We start from the raw sequence: 18,345 nt of genomic DNA, 5'->3' as shown, positions 1-18,345 counted from the left end.
CGGGCGCCGTGCCCCTGCGATCGTCACCGGGTCCGGTTCTCGCCGGGGGCGTGGCGGCCCGCGTCTGAAACCGTCAGTGCGGCTGCTCGAGAGCGGGTTTGGGAGCGTGCTCGGAGACGGCCATGTCGAGGAGGACGATCGCGTCGTAGTCGGGGGTGCCCGGTTCGGCGTGGTAGGCGTTCAGGCGATGGCCGGCGGTGCCTTCCACCTGCATGGACTGGAAGCCGAGGGTGAGACTGCCGACAGCGGGGTGATGGAAGGTCTTGCGCCCGTAGGCGCGCCCCCTCACCTCGTACCGCTCCCACAGGCGCGCGAACTCCGGGCTCTTGAGCAGCAGCTCGCCCACGAGTCGGGCCAGGTCGGGGGCGTCCGGGTCGGTCCCGGCCAAGGCGCGCAGCCGGGCCACGCAGCCGCGTAGCTGTCCCTCCCAGTCGTCGAACACCTCGCGGGCCGCGGGGTGCAGGAAGACGTACCGCGCGACGTTGCGCTGCTTGAGCGGCCAGCTCTCGATCCCCGCGAACAGCCCCAGCCCGCCGGGGTTCCAGGCCAGCAGGTCGTTGGTGCGGCCGACCACGTACGCGGGGTTGGGCCGCAGGCTCTCCAGCAGCAACCTGACCCCATGCCGTACCGACCGGCTGGGTACCACTGGCGGCTCCGGAACGGTACGGGCGGCGCGCACGGCCAGCGTGCGCAGGTGCTCGTGCTCGACCTGCTCCAGGTGGAGGGCGCGGGCGAGGGCGTCGACGACGGAGGCGCTGGGACGGGTCTCCTTGCCACGTTCGAGGCGCGTGTAGTAGTCGATGCTGATCCCGGCCAGGGTGGCCAGCTCCTCGCGGCGCAGCCCCGGCGTACGCCGCAGGCCGGGGCCGACCGTCAGGCCGACCTCGTCGGGGGTCACCTGGACGCGGCGGGCGCGCAGGAAGCGCCCCAGCTCGGTGCCGCCGTCGTCGCCGCTGTGCTGCTGCCTCGCCATGCTTCCAGTCTGGCAGCGCCGTGATCTGCGCGGCATCGGTGTGAGGGGCCCTGTCACACCCCGGAACGGCGCTCCCCTGCACAGCACGGTCTGCCACGCGGCGAGCACGGCCGGGAAGGTGGATGCGGTGGCCGCGCGCGGGACCTGGCGCGGCGGTCGGTTCTCAGCACCGACGAGACGAAATGATCGGAAGGAAGTCATGCGAGCGACATTGATCTACGGTGCCGGTGACGTCCGGGTGGAGGACGTGCCCGACCCCAAGATCCAGCAACCCACCGACGCCGTGGTGCGCGTGCTGCGCGCGTGCGTCTGCGGCAGCGACCTGTGGCCCTACGGGTCGAGGCCGGCGACGGAGAAGGGCGACCGCATCGGTCACGAGTTCCTCGGCGTCGTGGAGGACGTCGGCGCCGAGGTGTCCGGGCTGAAGGGCGGTGACCTGGTGGTCGCCCCCTTCGTCTGGGCCGACAACACCTGCGACTTCTGCGCCGAGGGCCTGCACACCTCCTGCCGCCACGGCGGCCAGTGGGCACGGAACGGCGTGGACGGCGGCCAGGGTGAGGCCGTACGGGTACCGCAGGCGCAAGGCACGCTGGTCACGCTGCCCGTGGCCGAGGACTCGGCGTTGCTTCCCTCACTGCTCACCCTTTCGGACGTGTTCTGCACCGGCCACCACGGCGCGGTGGCCTCCCGGGTCCGACCCGGCAGGTCCGTGACGGTGATCGGCGACGGCGCGGTCGGTCTGTCGGCGGTGCTGGCCGCCAAGCGGCTCGGCGCCGAGCGGATCATCCTGATGGGCCGCCACACCGATCGAACCGACCTCGGCCGCGACTTCGGCGCCACCGACGTGGTCTCCGAGCGCGGTGAGGAGGGCATCGAACGGGTCCGCGAGCTGACCCGCGGCGACGGCACGCACGCGGTGGTGGAATGCGTCGGCACCAGGCAGTCTCTGGAGACGTCGCTCGGTGTGGTCCGCGACGGCGGCGTGGTCAGCCGGCTCGGGGTGTCGCAGTACACCGAGGTCCCGATGGGATTCGACACGCTGATGCGCAACATCACGCTGACCGGCGGGGCCGCGCCGGCCCGCGCCTACATCGAGGAGCTGCTGCCCGACATCCTCGACGGCAGGATCGAGCCCGGCCGGGTGTTCGACCGCACCGTCGGCCTGGAGCAGGTGCCGGACGGCTACCGCGCGATGGCCGAGCGCGAGGCGCTCAAGGTGTTCATCCGTCCCTGAGCGGTACGCCTCGCGGATGCGAGCAGCGTACGAGCGCTCGTGTCCGCGAGCCCGCCCGGTTCCGCCGGCGGCAACGGAAAACCCAGCCGACCGGGCGGCTCCAGCACCTCTGACGAACCGTCAGTGTCTCCGCTTGGAGCTCCTCCCGCCGCGATGAGCGGTCGTTCTACTCGAAGCGGGACGGATCTCCAGCGCCTCTGCGGAGGATCTCGGGCTCGGCCTGGGAGAAATCGATCACCGTCGTCGGCACGGCACCGCACTCGCCGGAGTCGATGACGGCGTCCACCACATGGTCGAGTCTTTCCTTGATGTCCCACCCTTGTGTCATGGCTTCGACCTCGTCGGGCAGGAGCAGGGTGCTCGACAGCAGCGGCTCGCCGAGTTCGGTCAGCAACGCCTGGGTGACCGTGTGATCGGGAATCCGGACACCGACGGTCTTCTTCCTGGGGTGCAGCAGCCGCCGCGGCACCTCCTTCGTCGCGGGCAGGATGAACGTGTAGCTGCCGGGAGTCGCCGCCTTGATCGAGCGGAACAGCGCGTTGTCGACCTGGACGAACTGGCCGAGCTGCGCGAAGTCCCTGCAGACCAGGGTGAAGTGATGGCCGCTGTCGAGGCGGCGGATCTCCCTGATCCGGTCGATGCCCTCCTTGTTGCCCAGACGGCACCCGAGCGCGAAGCACGAATCGGTCGGGTACACGATCAGCCCGTCCGAACGGAGGAGGTCGACCACCTGACGGAGCGCCCGAGGTTGCGGGTTGTCCGGGTGGACGTCGAAGTACTTGGCCATTCACGACAGCTTAGGAGCGGACGTTTCAGGGCGACCACCCGCCACCCGCCGCAGACGTTGCACCAACGCCTGCGGCTGCGCCGCCGGTGCCCTCACCTGCCGGCGATGGCCCACAAACGTCCGCTACGACTTGTGACCGCCCGCAGCACGGGCCGTCTCCATGCTCTCCAGCGGGCGGCTGACCGGGCAGGCGGGACAGCTGCTGAGCCGGTGACAGTGGCGCGGTCAGCCGGCCGCGCCGAGATCGTCCTGGTCGAGCAGACCGCGCCAGTCGATCTGGTGGATCTCCTCCATGCTCTTCGCCTCTTCGATCGTCCGGATCAGCGCGAGCAGCATGGCGTGGGTCTCCCGCCCGTGCTCGTGGTCCGTGTCGGCGCGCGCCTCGGCGTGCGCGGTCTGGCGGTTCTGGGACAGCTGCAGGATCGGCCCCGTGTAGGCCGCCTCCATGCTCAGCGCCAGATTCAGCGCGATGAACGGCCACGGGTCGAACACATGCCCGCCTGCGGCGTTGTAGGCCACCCAGCACGCCACCACCGCGGTCTGCGCGCCGATGAACCGCCACGAACCCACGCGCCGCGCGACGGCGTCCGCGATCCGGGCGCCCAGCGGTGCGTGGTCGAAGTGCGCGACGTTGGCCGGATGCCGTGTCCGGCGATCGGACGGGACCCGCGGTCTTCCCATTTCCATACCTCTCACCATGCACTGGGCCGGCGACACTCGCCACCATCGGTCGAGCCAGGAACTGCCAGGCATGTCAACTAGGGTGCTTATTCATGCGCGTCGATTTCGACCCAGGGGCCATGAGCGGGGACGCCTTCTACCGGCTGCTGACGTCCATTGTGATCCCCCGCCCGATCGCGTGGATATCCACCGTCACACCGGACGGATCCACCGAGAACCTCGCTCCCCACTCGTTCTTCACCGTTGCAAGCACCGATCCTCCGATCGTGCAGTTCACCTCGATCGGCCGCAAGGACTCTCTGCGCAATGTCGAGGAAACCGGAGAATACGTCGTGAACTTCTCCACCGAGCCGATGCTGGAACTGATCAACCGCACCGCGACCGACTTCCCGCGCACCGTCAGCGAGTTCGACTACGCGGGCATCGAACGCGAACCCAGCCTTCAGATCCGGCCGCCCAGGGTAGCCGCCGCACCCGTCGTCCTGGAATGCCGCTCTCACGTCACCCTGCGCGTGGGCAACTCGACACTCGTCCTGGGGCGCGTCGTCCATGCCGCCGTGCACGAGGAGTACATCGTCGACGGCCGGCCGAGCGCCGAGCTGCTGCGCCCGCTCACCAAGCTCGGCGGCGACGGCTGGGGCACCCTCGGCGAGGTCCTGCACTTGTCGCGGATTCCCTACGAGGAGCCGCCGTCACCGTGACCTGCTCTCCGGCTGCCTTGGACCGTCGGCCTCAGAGCGCGACGAAGGTGAGGCCTCGCTGTTTGAGAGCGGGGATCACGGTGCGCAGGGCCCGGATCGTCTCGGAGCGGTCGCCGCCGCCGTCGTGGCACAGGAGGATGTCCCCGGCCTGGGCGCGGAGCAGCCGTTCGGTGATGGTCACGGTGCCGGGGCGAGCCCAGTCGCGCGGGTCGACCTGCCAGTCGATGCAGATCATCCCGTGTTCCGCGGCGACGTCCAGGACCTGGGTCGACCAGGCGCCGCCCGGGGAGCGGAAGAACTTCGGCGCGACGCCGGTGGTCTGAGCGATGCGGTCGTGCGCGCCGCCGATCTCCACCTGGATCCGGGCGTTCGAGAGCCGTGGCAGGTTCAGCGGGTGCGTGACGGTGTGATCGCAGACCTGATGCCCGGAGGCCACGATCCGCTCGACCAGCTTCGGCATGCCGGTGACCTGGATCCCGATGAGGGAGAACGTCGCCGGCACCTGGTACTCGGCCAGCAGGTCCAGCATCATCGGCGTCCATCGCGGATGCGGGCCGTCGTCGATGGTCAGCGCGACGGCGTTCGGGGGCGCGGCCGGGGTCAGATCGTGCAGGTTGTGCACCGGCCGCCGGACCGCCTGCAGCGGTCCGTGCGCGTAGCCGGGATCGGGCCGGGCGGCGTGCGCGGCTCCACGCGCGTGTCGCGCCGACTTCTTCGCGGGCGTGTCCGGCCGCAGCGCCCGCACCAGCTCGGGCACCCCTCCCACCAGCAGCCCGGCGCCGGCCGCGGCCATGGCGATCAGTGCCTCGCGCCTGTCCGGTCTGCGCATGTCATCCCCTGAAGGTCCGCCCGGTCATCTACTACCTACCCAGTCTTACGACGCGGGGTCTCGCCGACGAGTTCTCAGCCACCCGCAGGCATCCGGGTCCGCTCCGACCCGGTCGGCGACGCCGATCAGTGGCCACGCCGTGTCGGAACCACCGGGCAGGTGCTGCATCAGGCGTCGAGACCGCCTCGCTTGATGAGCCGGCTCGCGATGACGTTGCGCTGGATCTCGTTGGTGCCCTCGCCGACGATCATCAGGGGTGCGTCGCGGAAGTACCGCTCGACGTCGAATTCGGTCGAGTACCCGTATCCGCCGTGGATGCGGACGGCGTTGAGTGCGATCTGCATGGCGGTCTCGGACGCGAAGAGTTTGGCCATGCCGGCTTCCATGTCCACCCGCCGGCCCGCGTCGGCCTCGCGCGCGGCGTGGAGCGTGAGCTGCCGCGCCGCCGAGAGGGAGGTGGCCATGTCCGCGAGGTAGTTGCCGATCGACTGGTGCTGCCAGATGGGCTTGCCGAACGACTCGCGTTCCCGGGCGTAGGCGAGGGAGTCCTCCAGCGCCGCCCGGCCGACGCCGAGCGCGCGTGCGGCCACCTGGAGTCTTCCGGTCTCGAGCCCCTTCATCATCTGGGCGAACCCCCTGCCCTCGACGCCGCCGAGCAGGGAGTCGGCCGGCGTACGGTGATCGTCGAAGACGAGTTCGCAGCTCTCCACGCCCTTGTAGCCGAGTTTCGGCAGGTCGCGGGAGACCGTGAGCCCCGGGCCGTGATCGACGAGGAGGATCGAGATGCCCCTGTGCGCGGGGTCCGCGTCCGGATCGGTCTTGCAGAGCAGGGCGATGACCTGGGAACGCCGGGAGTTGGTGATCCAGGTCTTGGACCCGTTGACGAGGTATCCCTCCGTGTCCTTGCGGGCGACGGTGCGCATGGCCTGGAGGTCCGAGCCGCCGGCGGGTTCGGTCAGGGCCATGGTCGCCCGGATCTCGCCGGTGGCCATCTTCGGCAGGTAGCGGCGCTTCTGCTCTTCGGTGCCGAAGAGCAGAAGCAGCTTGGCGACGACGGTGTGACCGCCCATGGCGCCGGCCAAACTCATCCAGCCGCGCGCGAGTTCCTCGGTGACCAGGACGTAGCAGGACATCGAGACGGCGTTGCCGCCGTACTCCTCGGGGATCGCCAGGCCGTAGATCCCGAGCCGTTTCATCTGCTCGATCAATGCCTCGGGGTAGGTGTCGGAGTGCTCGAGCTCCCGGACGACGGGTTTCACGGCCTTGCTGACGAAGTCCCGCACGGTTTCGACGACGAACCGTTCGTCGGGAGAGAGGGCGTCCAGGATGCTCACAGTGGTTTCTTCTCCTCGCTCGATACCGAATCGCGGTGTCAGATCACGCCATCGGCCCGCAGGTCCTCGATCTCGGCCGGGCCGCGTCCCAGTTCGGTCAGGATCCGCTCGGTGTGCTCACCGGCGGCGGGCACGGGATCCATCCGCGGGCCGATGCCGGCCAGGTCCACGGGGGGCTGGAGCGCCGGAACCACGGCGCCTGGGATGTCCAGGTCGTGCCAGCGGTCGCGCTCGGCGAGCACGGGGTGGCCGACGAACGCCCGTACGTCGTTGACTCCGGCGTTGGCGATCCCCGCGTCGTCCAGCAGCTTCATCACCTCGCCGCCGGCAGACCGGCGGAATCGTTCGACGATGACCACGTCGAGCTGGTCCCGATGGGCCACCCGGTCGGACGCGGTGGCGAAGCGCGGATCGTCCACCAGATCCGGGCGTTCCAGGAATCGCTCGCACAGCGCCGCCCACTCCCGCTCGTTCTGGATGGAGAAGAGCACCTGCCTGCCGTCGGCCGCGGTGTAGGCGCCGTACGGCGCGATGGTGGCGTGGTGTGCGCCGATCCGCGGTGGCTGCGTGCCCCCGTGGCGCGTGTAGTACGCGGGCTGGCTCATCCACTCCGCCAGCGCGTCGAACAGCGAGACCTCCACGGCCCGCGCCACGCCGGTGGTCGCCCGGGCGTACAGCGCGGTGAGGATCCCGGAGTAGGCGTACGTCCCCGCGGCGATGTCGGCGATCGACACACCGACCCGGGCGGTGTCCTCCGCCGTGCCGGTCAGCGACACCAGACCGGTCTGGCATTGCACGAGCAGGTCGTAGGCCTTCCGGTCCGCCCAGGGGCCGGAAGTGCCGTAGCCGGAGATGGTGCACGGGATCAACGAGGTGTACCGCTCGGCCAGGGAGGCGGCGTCGAGCCCCAGCCGGCCGGCCGCGCCCGGAGCGAGGTTCTGCACGAAGACGTCGGCTCCGGCGAGCAGTTCGTGCAGGATCTCCCTGCCGCGCGCGGACCTGACGTCCAGGGTCAGGGATTCCTTGGACCGGTTGAGCCAGACGAAGTAGCTGGACTGGCCGTGCACCGTCGTGTCGTACCGGCGCGCGAAGTCCCCTCCCCCGGGCCGCTCTACCTTGATCACGCGGGCTCCGAGATCCGCGAGCTGACGGGTGGCGAAAGGCGCCGCCACCGCGTGCTCTACGCTCACGACGGTGACGCCCGAGAGCGGAAGTTCGGCCATGCTGTGACCTCCAGGTGCGTGATCGTCTCTTCCCGCCGAGTAATTGAGTTGCCGGATTGTCGGTGCCACCCGGCATCATGCTTCTCGTCACTTGAAACCTGCAGACAGCGGCCCGTGTGGGCGCGTCAACGATTGGAACACGGCAGTGAGCACTCTCTCATCACCCGAGGTGGCGGAAGATCCGCCCGAGGCGCCTGGATCGTCGGGAGGGCTCGATCGGGGCGTGCTCGCGGTCGCCATGGTCGTCGTCCTCGGCGCGATCATGTCGATTCTGGACGTGACCGTCGTCAACGTCGCCATCAACCATCTCGCCGGAGCGTTCCACTCGCCGCTGTCCACCATCCAGTGGGTGGCCACCGGCTACACGCTCGCCCTGGCAACGGTCATCCCGGTGACGGGCTGGGCCTCGGCGAGGTTCGGCACGAAGCGCCTCTACATGATCTCCATTGCGCTGTTCGTGGCCGGATCGGCGCTGGCCGGCATGGCCTGGTCGGCCGAGTCACTGATCGCCTTCCGCGTTCTTCAGGGTCTCGGCGGCGGGATGATCATGCCGGCCGGCATGACGATCCTCACCCAGGCCGCCGGCCCCAAGCGGGTCGGCCAGGTGATGAGCGTCGTCGGGATCCCGATGCTGCTCGGGCCGATCCTCGGCCCGATCCTGGGTGGCTGGCTGGTCGACGACGTCTCCTGGCGGTGGATCTTCTTCATCAACCTGCCGATCGGCGTCGTCGCGCTGTTCCTCGCCGCGAAGATCCTCAAGCGTGACACTCCGCGCCCCGGCGAACGGCTGGACCTTCTCGGTCTCGTTCTGTTGTCGCCCGGCCTGGCCTCGCTGATCTACGGTCTGGCCAAGGGCGCGCAGAAGAGCGACTTCGGCTCGGCCGAGGTCCTCATCACCACGATCGCCGGCGCGGTGCTGGTGGTGCTCTTCGCGTTCCGCGCGCTGACCGCCCAGAGCCCGCTGATCGACCTGCGACTGCTCCGGCGGCGCTCGGTCGCGGCGGCCTCGGGCACGATCGCGCTGTTCATGTGCGCGTTCATGGGCGCCATGCTCCTGCTCCCCCTCTACTTCCAGGTGGTGCGGCAGGAGAACGCCTTCTCCTCCGGTCTGCTGCTCGCCCCGCAGGGTCTCGGCGCGATGATCACCATGCCGGTCGGCGGCAAGCTCACCGACCGCATCGGGCCCGGCCGGGTCGTTCTGATCGGCCTGCTCGTCGTCGTCGCCTCCGTGGCCGGCTTCACCGCCGTCCTGCAGGCCGACACCTCGTACTGGATACTCGGCGGCGTGCTGTTCGTGATGGGGCTGGGCATGGGCCTGACGATGATGCCCTCCATGGCGGCCGCGATCCAGACGCTCGTCCACGACGAGGTGCCCAAGGCCAGCACCATGCTGAACATCATCCAGCAGGTGTCCGCCTCCATCGGTACCGCGCTGATGTCCGTGCTGCTCGCCAACTCCCTGGCCGACAAGCTCGGAGGCTCGGCGAGCGGCGGCCTGTCCGCCACCCAGAAGGTCCCGCCGCAGGTCATGCAGAAGATCGTCGGCCCGATGGCGGACGCCTTCCAGAGCACCTACTGGTGGGCGGTGGGCCTGCTGGCACTGGCATTCATCCCGGCGCTGCTGCTGCCGCGGCACAAGCCGGCCGACGTGCCGGACGGCGCGCCGATGCCGATGCACTGACCCTCGCCCGGCTCCGTTCCGGCCCCGCGGCCCATGGCCGCGGGGCCGGCTTCGATCGCCTGCTCACGGCAGGTCGGTGGTCCCGCCGACGTCCGTCGCCGGGAGGACGGCCGCGGGGTTCCGGAACGGTCCCCCCACCGCGGCCCGCCGTACGGTGCTGACGGGTCAGGAGTCGGCCAGCGACGGATACCGGGGGGGTGTCCCCGCCGGTCGATCCGGGCCGGGGGCGGTCCCGTTACCGATCGACGGCGGCCCGCAGCCACGGGTGTCGGGGCGAGGGCATGCCGATGACAGGTTTGATCATCGTTCCATGCGGGGGTGCCCCGGCGGGCGGATGGCGCGTCAGTGCGGGCGGCCGGTGGGCTCGGCCGTCAGGCGTTCGATCGCGATGGCCGCGGCGTCGTCGTCCAGCCGGCCGCCGACGTGGTCGAGGAGATCGTCGTGGAGCCGCTCGACGAGCGTGGCGGCGTCCTCGCCCGCCCACAGAGGCAGGCGTTCGGCGAGGGGGTAGAACGCGCCCGTATGGTCGCGGCACTCGATGACGCCGTCGGTGTAGAGCAGCAGGATGTCGCCGGGCTCGAAGCCGAACGTCCCGGGCTGATGGTCGCCGGCGGCGAACTCTCCCAGGCCCAGCGGCGGAGCCGTCTGGTCCGGGGTCAGGGCCACCACCCGGTCGCCGCGCAGCAGCAGCGGCGGCGGATGGCCGCAGTCGATCACGTGCGCCACCGGCTCGGCGTCGGGTATGTCGATGATCAGGGCGGTGACGAAGCACTCCGTGGCGTCCTCGCCGGTCTCGGTGAGTTCGGCCAGGTTCCGGCAGACGCTGGACTCCAGATGCGTCACGAGCCTGGGCAGGGTCGCATGGTGGTGCGACGCCTCGCGGAAGGCGCACAGGAGCAGTGCCGCGTCGCTGACCGAGGCCAGGCCCTTCCCGCGCACGTCACCGATGAGGAGACGGGTGCCGCCCATCGTGCGCGCGGCCGCGTACAGGTCACCGCCGATCCGGGCCTCGGCGGCGGCGGCGATGTACATCGATGCGATGCGCAACGGGCCGATCCTGCGGGGCAGCGGGCGCAGGATGACGCGCTGCGCGACCTCCGACACCGACCGGACGTGCGTGAGCTGTATCCGGTAGTGCTCGCGCACGTAACGGAAGGTGACCACGATCGCCGAGACCAGCAGCAGCGCCACGATCTGCACCTGGTGGTTGAGCGTGCCGATGCCGCCGTGCAGGAACGCGATGATCACTTGTGCCACCACGGCCAGGACGGCGATGAAGCCGGTCTCCACGGGACCGGCGAACGAGGCCGTGAGCGCGGGCGCCACGACGAGGAGCGGTCCCAGGTGGATGGTCTCGGGTGACAGCACGTCGGCCACGGTGATCAGTGCGATGAACGCGAGCGGTATCGCCAGCAGGGCATGAGCCGGCTGCCACGACGGGCGGACCTCGTGCAGCCGCTCCCGAAGCCGCATCCTTACTTCCTACCCCGTGGTCGCGGCATCAGGCCGGTGACCAGCGACTACGGGAGCCGGGGTCGACCCTGGCGTGGCCGCGCCCGAGGTCCGTGCCTCGACCTCCGCGAGCGGGGTCAGCCGACGCGGAGGGGGAGCGTACGGGGCCCGCGCACCTGTCCCGCGGCCCAGGTCACCGCGTGCGGATCACCGAGATTGACTTCCTCCCCCTTCTGAAGAAAGGGGATTCCCATCGGCCTTGCGGCCGATCCGGCCTTCAGGCCGGGCGCCTCACGGCGCGGGTTTCCTGTTTCAGCGCCGACTGCGGAAGGGAGGACCCTTGCCGTCTGACACCAGCTCCACAGGCATCACCAGAGGATCTCTCCCCGGCTACGGCTCGACCAGCCGCAAGGATGTTCTTGGCCGCGTTGATGTCCCGGTCGTGCCGGGTGCGGCAGCCCGGACACGTCCAGTGCCGGGTGGAAAGACTCAGCTCCGCGAGCAGGTGCCCGCAAGCCGAGCAGGTCTTGGAGGAGGGGTACCAGCGGTCGATGACCACGAGGGTGCGCCCGGCGCGTTCGGCCTTGTACTCCAGCTGCCGGCGGAACTCCCCCCATCCCGCGTCGCTGATGACGCGCGCCAGAGCGCGGTTCTTGACCATGTTGGTGACCGCGAGGTCTTCGATGACGATGGTGTCGGCCCGGCGGATCAGGTTGGTGCTGGTGCGGTGCAGGAAGTCGGCGCGGGCGTTGCGGACCTTGCGGTGGGCGCGGGCCACCTTCGCCTTGGCCTTGCGCCGGTTGGCGCTCCCGCGCTCGCAGCGAGCCATCCGCCGCTGATACCGGGCCAGGTTGCGGGCCTTGCGCTCCAGATGCCGGGGGTTGGCGATGCGTTCCCCGTCGGAGGTGACCGCGAAGTCCTTGATCCCAAGATCGATACCGATGGCGTGCCCGGCCTCGTCCATGGGGTCGGGTACGTCGGTGTCGATGGCGAAGGTGACGTACCAGCGGCCGTCCGGATCCCGGGAGATGACGACCATGGTGGGGTCGAGCGTGGCGGGGTTCACGTCCTCGAAAGACCACACGAACCGCAGCGGCGTGGTGGTCTTGGCCATGTGCAGTTCGCCGTTCTTCATGCGGAACGCCGAGCGGGTGTAGTGCGCGGTCTGCCGGGAGTCGCGGTTCTTGAACCGCGGGTACTTGGTGCGGCCGGCGAAGAAGTTCGCGAACGCCGCATGCTGGTGCCGCAGCGTCTGCTGCAGCGGAACCGAGGACACCTCCGACAGAAACGCCAGGTCCTCGGTCTTCTTCCATCCGGTCAACGCGGCGTCGGTCTGCTTGTAAGAGGTCTTCTTCCCTCGCTGGTGGTAGGCCGCGTGGCGTTCGGCCAGGGTCTTGTTCCACACCAGGCGCACACACCCGAACGTGCGGCTGAACACCGCCGCTTGCTCGGGGTCCGGGTAGGCCCGGCACTTGTACGCCGTCCGCATGACCGACACCTTACAACTGTCGCGCTCCCATGTAAGGCGAATGACCGAATGCCGGCGGACTCCGTTCACCGGCCGTCCCGGCTACGCCGGGCCGCTCCTGACGGAGTCCGGATTCCTCCCCGGCCTGAAGGCCGGGGCATCCTCCGGAGGACTAGGTGAACACCGGGATCCGTTCGAGCCAGACCTCCAGGGCGACCCGAAGCTCCATGCGCGCCAGGTGCGAGCCCACGCAGCGGTGGATGCATCTCCGAGAAGGTCGATCGCGCGCTCGGGGCAGTTGGACACCGCGCGGCGTGCGTGCTGCTCCTCGTCCGGCGGCACGGTGCCGTCGCCGAGGACCTTCCCGAAGCCCTCGTCGTCCTCGACGAACAGGTCGGGGGCCAGGTCGTAACAGCGGCCGCGCCCGTGGCAACGCTCGGATTCGATCCGTACTCTCACCGGTCTCTCCCGTCTGAGGTGTGCCGTCGGTCCGCCGGCGGCCGGGCGGAGTGGACGACCTCGCGGGTCACGGACCGGCGGCGGACGATCGCCCGGCCTCCCTTCGCCGGGGCGTTGGTGATTCCGCGCGAATGCCATCGCTCGTCGCGTTCGGTCGTCGGCATCAGGGTGAGGTCACGCAGCAGGGTACGCAGGACGACGTTCATCTCCAAGGTCGCGAACGCCGCGCCGATGCAGCGCCGGGTGCCACCGCCGAACGGGATCCACTGGTACAGGTCCGGCCTGGCCTGCAGGAAACGGGACGGGTCGAACTCCCGGGCGTTCGGGAAGAGCGACTCGTCGTCGTGGAGCAGAACGACGCTCACGATCACCGTGTACCCCTCTGGCAGCGTCCATCGTCCGAGGCGGTAGCCGTCCGTCCTCACCACGCGGCCCACCAGGTCGATGACCGGGCGGGTGCGCTGCACCTCGAGGATCGTCGCGTCGCGGAACGCGCCTCCCCCGGCGCCTCCCTCCGCATCCACCTCTGTGACGAGCTCCCGCAGGACGGCGGGGTGACGGCGCAGCCGCTCGACCGCCCAGGCGAGCGTCGTCGCCGTCGTCTCGTGCCCTGCGGCCAGCAGGGTGAGCAACTGGTCGGCGATCTGACCGTGGCTCATCCGCGAGCCGTCCTCATAGCGACTCTGCAGCAGCAGCGCGAGGACGTCGTCACGCTCGTCGAGGCCCTCCCCCGTCGCCCTGGCGATCAGCCGTTCGACGATCGCGTCGTACTCGCGGCGCATCGCCCGGAACCGGTTCCACGGGCTCAACCGCCCGAAGGGGAGCTCGGGGACCGGCAGCACGGCCAGCCGGGAGCCGAGGGTGACCAACGGCGGCAGCAGCGCACGCAGCCGGGCGAATTCGGCGCCTTCCGCGCCGAACACCGCCCGCAGGATGACATTGATCGTGATGCGCATCATCGACGGCAGCGTCGCGAACACCCGGCCCTGCGGCCACGACGCCAGCTCGCGCACCGTCTCGTCCTCGACGATCTTCTCGTACGCCGCGAGGCGGCGGCCATGGAACGGCGGGACCAGCAGCTTGCGCTGCTTACGGTGCTCATCCCCGGTGAGCGCGAACAGCGAGCCGGGGCCGAGCACCCGCCCGAGATTCGGGTCCAGGTTCTCCACGGCCTCGGGACCTGCCGTGAACAGCTGCTTGACCTCCGCCGGATCGCTGATGACCAGCGCGCGGCCGAAGACCGGAACGTTGATGGTGAAGGCGTCCCCATAGCGGACCCGCAACCGGCGGATCCCGTGCGACGGAGCGGTCAACGCGTAGGCGCCCTGCACGAAGCGCGGCGTCGGCGGGCCTGCAGGGAGCGTCACAGCCGTCATGGAGGTCATCCCTTCCCGGCGTGTGGTACACGGCCGTACCACCGCACGGTACGCCGATGTACCATTCGGTTCAAGGGCTCCCCGGGACGAGAGGTATAACGTGACCACGGTGACGACCGTGCGGCACCGGCGCCATCCCGACAGGACGGCGCCCACGGACGATGGCGCGGGTGGATTCCGCCGACGGCTCCTCGACGGCCTCGCCGCGTCGATCGTCGAGAAGGGCTACCGCACCACCACGATCGCCGACATCGTCCGCCGCGCGCGCACGTCCCGGCGCACGTTCTACGAGCATTTCGCCGACAAGGAAGCCTGTTTCGTCGCGCTCCTGACCGACGCCAACACCGAGATGATCCGCCGGATCTCCGACGCCGTCGACCAGCGCGCCCCCTGGAACACCCAGGTGCGACAGGCCATCGAGGCGTGGATCGCCTGCGCGGAATCCGAGCCGGCCATCATGCTGAGCTGGATCCGCGACGTGCCCTCGCTCGGCGACGCGGCGCGCCGGCTGCAGCGCGACGTGCTGGAGGCCTTCGTCGACACGATCCAGACGTTCTGCGACACCGACGAGTGGCGTGCCGCCGGTATCGGACCGCTGTCGCGGCAGCTCGCCATCATGCTGCTCGGCGGGCTGCGCGAGCTGACGGCGACCACCGTCGAGGACGGCGGACGGATGAGCGAGGTCACCGACATCGCGGTCCAGGCCTCGATCGCCCTGCTCGGCCCGCGCACGCCCGGTGGGTCGATCGGTGGGCGCTGATGCGGGGACTCGTACGAATGTAACGGCCACCCGGTCTTTCCACGCCCCCATCCCCCGCCGGGCCGGCCGTCACCTGCGGATACGGCGAGTGACTACATGATGTGAGGATGTGGCGGTCCCCCGGTGCGGTCACCATGAGTGTGTGCAGGTCGGCGCGGCCCGCGCATCGGCTTGAACGGCCTTCTGGTGCCGGTGGGCCCCGGTCGGCGGCCGTCCTGCCCGGCGCACCGCGTGTTCCTCGTCCGACTCACCGGAACCGAGGGGAGGTGGACTGAATGTCGGATCAGATGTCGGATCACCGGCACGAACTCCGGATCGGGGTGCTCGGGTCCTACGGGGGGCTCAATCTCGGCGATGAGGCGATCCTCGCCTGCGTCCTGGACAGCCTGCGGCAGATACGGCCGACGGCGGAAAGGATCGTCTTCAGCCGGCAGCCCCAACACACACGTGAGCGTTTCGGCGTCCCGGCGGTGGCCTACACCGGGGTCTCCCAGGGGCAGCTCGTCGAGGCGGAGACCGGGCTGGACCTGCTCCTTCTCGGCGGAGGCGGGATCCTGCACGACGGTCAGGCCGGCTCGGTCATGCGGCCGGTACGGCTGGCCCACCAGCTGGGGATCCCCACCTTCGGCTACGCGATCGGGGCCGGGCCGCTGACCGGTCATGAGGAGATCGACGTCGTACGGGAGACCATCGACCAGATGACCGACCTGACCGTCAGGGACCAGGAGTCCATCCTCGTCCTCGAGGGAATGGGCGTGAACCGGCAGATCTCGGCGACCGCCGACGCGGCGGTGCTGCTGGAGCCGGAGGAGTTCACCGAGGAGATGCTGATCCGGGAGGGGATCGACAGCCACGTCCGGCTCGTCGGGATCTCGGTGCGCGAACCGGGGCAAGCGGCCGACAACCTCGACGAGAACAGCTATCACGGTCTGCTGGCGGAGGTCGCGGACTTCATGACGTGCCGGTACAACGCCCAGGCCGTGTTCGTTCCGATGGAACGGTGCGACATCGCCCATGCCCACGCGGTGCTGTCGGCGATGAGCGCGCCGGAGAACGCTCGGGTCCTCAACCGGACCTACACCCCCGCCCAGATCGCCGGGCTGATGCGGCACCTGGACTTCGCGGTCGGCATGCGGCTGCACTTCCTGATATTCGCCGCCGGCGCCGGGGTGCCCGTGCTGCCCCTGCCGTACGCCGGAAAGGTGTTCGACTTCGCGCAGACGGTGGGCGCGCCGGTGCTGACCGGTATCGCCAAAGGGCAGGCCGGACCGCTGCTGGCGGAGCTCGATCGGCTCTGGGACGAGCGGAAGGCCTGGACCTACCGTCTGCGGCAGCGATTCCAGGTCCTGCGGGAGCGCGCCCGAGAAAACCAGGAGCGGTGCCGTGCGCTCATCGACCGCCTGGACCCGGTGGCCTGATGCCGGCGGCCCGTTTCGTCCACAACGCGCTCGATCACGGGCTGGTCGGAGACGGAAAGGTCAACGACCAGCCCGCCCTGCAGGCCCTCGTCGACGAACTCGGGTCCGCCTATGCGGTCGATGGCCGGCCGCGCACGATCTACTGCCCATCGGGGGTGTACTCGATCCGCGACCAGGGCACCGTCTGGCGGAGCGGGATCTCCCTGATCGGTGACGGGCCGGCCGCCACGCGGTTCGCCCTGGCCAACCCCGGCAACCCGGCCGCGGCGACTCCGCTGGCCTACTTCACGGCCATCGAGCACGGCGCCGGCCGCGGAAACCACATCGCGGACTGCACCTTCGCGCACTTCGAGATCGACGGCTCGGGGATGATCCTGTCCGAGTACAAGGTGCTGGCCAAGGGGCTCGGCCTGCAGTACGTCCTCCGGGGCCGGTTCCGTGATCTGTACATCCACGACACGCCCGCGACCGGCTTCGGCTGCGACTTCCTGCAGGACACCTTCGTCGAGAACCTCCTGGTCGTGCACTGCGGGCGGCTCGAACACGGCGAGTGGCTCGGCGGCGCGGGCATCGGCATCGGCACCGGCGGCTGGGGCTCCGTCGAGCGGTGCACCGTCTCCTCGTGCACGACCGTGCGCAACGGTACCAACGGCATCTTCTTCGAACTCCAGGACCGGCGCTGGACCCCCACCCGCGGCATCCGCGTGATCGGCTGTCATTCGGAGGGCAACCGGTTCGGCGTGTCCGACTGGGGCGCCGACGGGCTGGTCGTCACCGGATGCACGTTGATCGGGAACCACCAGGCCGGCTACGACGTCTCGGCGCTGGGCACGTCCGCGGTCGCCGGACGGGGCGGGATCGTGACCGGATGCGTCATCGAGGACAACGTCTGGGACGGTGTCGCGATCGGCAACACCCCGGGGCCGTACACCCTGACGGATAACCGCATCAGCAGGAACGGCCGTTATGGATACTGGCAGCACAACCTGGCCGGCGGCCCCCAGGAGTCGGCCGGGAACATGATCATCGATGCCAACGAGTTCTGGGACAACGGCCTGGACGGGATCTTCATCGACTCCGCGCTCACAGACCCCGACATCGCCGGGAACCGGCTCCGCGGCAACGGCCGGCAGTGCGAACCCGCGACCGGAGGGGAGGGCGCGACGGTCTTCTACACCTCGGAGTCGTTGATCGACACGGCGGCCGACTGGCGACCGCAGGGGCACATCGGCAAGTGGGTCACCGCGGGCGCGCAGCAGGCCATCGTCATGGGCAACGGCCCGACGGAGCTCGCCCTCGCCCCCGTCCGCCCCGGTGCCACCACCGCGTGGCCCGAAGGCACCCCGAGTCCCGGCGCCACGTACAGACTGCCCGACGCCCCCACGGTCAGAGCCGGCATCACGCTGGCCGCCGGCGTCCACAGCCCCACGATCCGCGACAACCGGGTGTGGGACGGCCAGCCTCGCAAGACCCAAACCCACGGATTCGTCATCGCCGAGCGCGGCACCTGCGGCGCCGCCTGGGTCCACGACAACGATCTGACGGGCAACGCCGTCGCCGCGACCCGTTTCGAGACCGAACCCTCCGGGGGTTGCTGGCACCACAACCACGGGATCGACGGGTGCCCCGGCGAGCGCTCCTGACCCGCCTGCCCTGACGCGGCGGCGCTCCACCATCGGGGCGCAGGGCCGGGCGTGATGTCTACCAAGCGGGCGTGATATCTACCAAGACTGAGGATGTGACGGCGTTCCCGAAGGGCGAACAGCGTCTCTGATTGGCTTAGCGATCCTGAGGAGTCCTCAGGAGTCGTCCCGGCTGGATGCTGGGCATGTGCCGATCGTCTTCGTGCCCTGGTGTCGGCAAGCAGAGCCGCCGACCCGCGTGGCACGTCCCTCCGGACGCTATCGGTCCAGCCTGCACAGCTATCGGACCGAGGAGGGTGCCCCGCGTCGCCTGGGCACGGGGCTTG

General features: G+C 69.9%; 16 protein-coding genes. 6 read left to right on the top strand and 10 right to left on the bottom strand.

The genetic code is table 11. From position 1 onward, the window contains the following. Nucleotides 1-73 precede the first annotated feature (73 nt). Complete coding sequence (locus tag NE236_RS38115) at nt 74-973, bottom strand: helix-turn-helix transcriptional regulator (protein ID WP_252847150.1); 900 nt, start codon at nt 971-973, stop codon at nt 74-76. A 199-nt stretch (nt 974-1,172) separates the two neighbouring features. On the opposite strand from NE236_RS38115, the gene NE236_RS38110 reads away from it, so the two are divergent. Next, nucleotides 1,173-2,207, top strand: coding sequence for a zinc-dependent alcohol dehydrogenase family protein (locus NE236_RS38110; protein WP_252847149.1), 1,035 nt, complete (start codon nt 1,173-1,175; stop codon nt 2,205-2,207). 166 nt (nt 2,208-2,373) lie between these two features. On the opposite strand, the gene NE236_RS38105 is transcribed toward NE236_RS38110, so the two are convergent. After that, the gene (locus NE236_RS38105) at nt 2,374-2,994 is read right to left on the bottom strand and encodes an L-threonylcarbamoyladenylate synthase (protein ID WP_252847148.1); all 621 of its coding nucleotides are present in this window, start codon (nt 2,992-2,994) and stop codon (nt 2,374-2,376) included. A 225-nt stretch (nt 2,995-3,219) separates the two neighbouring features. Next, nucleotides 3,220-3,675 carry a DUF1003 domain-containing protein gene (locus NE236_RS38100; RefSeq protein WP_252847147.1) on the bottom strand — a complete coding sequence of 152 codons (456 nt, stop codon included), beginning with the start codon at nt 3,673-3,675 and terminating at the stop codon, nt 3,220-3,222. Nucleotides 3,676-3,767: 92 nt separating this feature from the next. Between NE236_RS38100 and NE236_RS38095 the strand changes: the two genes are divergently transcribed. Further along, nucleotides 3,768-4,376 carry a flavin reductase family protein gene (locus NE236_RS38095; protein ID WP_252847146.1) on the top strand — a complete coding sequence of 203 codons (609 nt, stop codon included), beginning with the start codon at nt 3,768-3,770 and terminating at the stop codon, nt 4,374-4,376. A gap of 31 nt (nt 4,377-4,407) precedes the next feature. Here the strand turns inward: NE236_RS38095 and NE236_RS38090 are convergent, their stop codons facing one another. The 3 genes from NE236_RS38090 to NE236_RS38080 all read right to left on the bottom strand — a co-directional run bounded on the left by NE236_RS38090 (nt 4,408) and on the right by NE236_RS38080 (nt 7,762). Continuing rightward, nucleotides 4,408-5,205 (bottom strand): polysaccharide deacetylase family protein, encoded by a 798-nt coding sequence (locus NE236_RS38090; RefSeq protein WP_252847145.1) that lies wholly within the window; start codon nt 5,203-5,205, stop codon nt 4,408-4,410. Between the two features lie 167 nt (nt 5,206-5,372). Then, nucleotides 5,373-6,539 carry an acyl-CoA dehydrogenase family protein gene (locus tag NE236_RS38085; protein ID WP_252847144.1) on the bottom strand — a complete coding sequence of 389 codons (1,167 nt, stop codon included), beginning with the start codon at nt 6,537-6,539 and terminating at the stop codon, nt 5,373-5,375. A 38-nt stretch (nt 6,540-6,577) separates the two neighbouring features. Then, the gene (locus NE236_RS38080) at nt 6,578-7,762 is read right to left on the bottom strand and encodes a CaiB/BaiF CoA transferase family protein (protein WP_252847143.1); all 1,185 of its coding nucleotides are present in this window, start codon (nt 7,760-7,762) and stop codon (nt 6,578-6,580) included. A 145-nt stretch (nt 7,763-7,907) separates the two neighbouring features. On the opposite strand from NE236_RS38080, the gene NE236_RS38075 reads away from it, so the two are divergent. Further along, entirely contained in the window at nt 7,908-9,443 is a 1,536-nt protein-coding gene (locus NE236_RS38075; protein WP_252847142.1) for a DHA2 family efflux MFS transporter permease subunit, read from the top strand. A 342-nt stretch (nt 9,444-9,785) separates the two neighbouring features. Here the strand turns inward: NE236_RS38075 and NE236_RS38070 are convergent, their stop codons facing one another. The 4 genes from NE236_RS38070 to NE236_RS38055 all read right to left on the bottom strand — a co-directional run bounded on the left by NE236_RS38070 (nt 9,786) and on the right by NE236_RS38055 (nt 14,198). After that, the gene (locus tag NE236_RS38070) at nt 9,786-10,916 is read right to left on the bottom strand and encodes a PP2C family protein-serine/threonine phosphatase (RefSeq protein ID WP_252847141.1); all 1,131 of its coding nucleotides are present in this window, start codon (nt 10,914-10,916) and stop codon (nt 9,786-9,788) included. 256 nt (nt 10,917-11,172) lie between these two features. Next, entirely contained in the window at nt 11,173-12,384 is a 1,212-nt protein-coding gene (locus NE236_RS38065) for an RNA-guided endonuclease InsQ/TnpB family protein (RefSeq protein ID WP_252847140.1), read from the bottom strand. A gap of 81 nt (nt 12,385-12,465) precedes the next feature. Beyond that, nucleotides 12,466-12,822 (bottom strand): ferredoxin, encoded by a 357-nt coding sequence (locus tag NE236_RS38060; protein WP_252847139.1) that lies wholly within the window; start codon nt 12,820-12,822, stop codon nt 12,466-12,468. Further along, complete coding sequence (locus NE236_RS38055) at nt 12,819-14,198, bottom strand: cytochrome P450 (protein WP_252847138.1); 1,380 nt, start codon at nt 14,196-14,198, stop codon at nt 12,819-12,821. Before NE236_RS38055 ends, NE236_RS38060 begins: the two co-directional genes overlap by 4 nt. Nucleotides 14,199-14,307: 109 nt before the next feature. Here NE236_RS38055 and NE236_RS38050 point away from each other — a divergent pair, with 109 nt between their 5' ends. The 3 genes from NE236_RS38050 (at nt 14,308) to NE236_RS38040 (ending at nt 18,019) form a co-directional block, all read left to right on the top strand. Then, nucleotides 14,308-14,958 (top strand): TetR/AcrR family transcriptional regulator, encoded by a 651-nt coding sequence (locus NE236_RS38050; protein WP_252847137.1) that lies wholly within the window; start codon nt 14,308-14,310, stop codon nt 14,956-14,958. Nucleotides 14,959-15,233: 275 nt separating this feature from the next. Then, nucleotides 15,234-16,376, top strand: coding sequence for a polysaccharide pyruvyl transferase family protein (locus NE236_RS38045; protein WP_252847136.1), 1,143 nt, complete (start codon nt 15,234-15,236; stop codon nt 16,374-16,376). Continuing rightward, the gene (locus NE236_RS38040; RefSeq protein ID WP_252847135.1) at nt 16,376-18,019 is read left to right on the top strand and encodes a right-handed parallel beta-helix repeat-containing protein; all 1,644 of its coding nucleotides are present in this window, start codon (nt 16,376-16,378) and stop codon (nt 18,017-18,019) included. Before NE236_RS38045 ends, NE236_RS38040 begins: the two co-directional genes overlap by 1 nt. The last annotated feature ends 326 nt before the right edge of the window (nt 18,020-18,345 follow it).

Origin of the sequence: Actinoallomurus purpureus, assembly GCF_024055795.1 — a bacterium.
GTDB lineage: Bacteria > Actinomycetota > Actinomycetes > Streptosporangiales > Streptosporangiaceae > Actinoallomurus > Actinoallomurus purpureus.
Note: the sequence above shows the minus strand (reverse complement) of the source record. Positions and strands in the feature narration are given on the sequence as shown.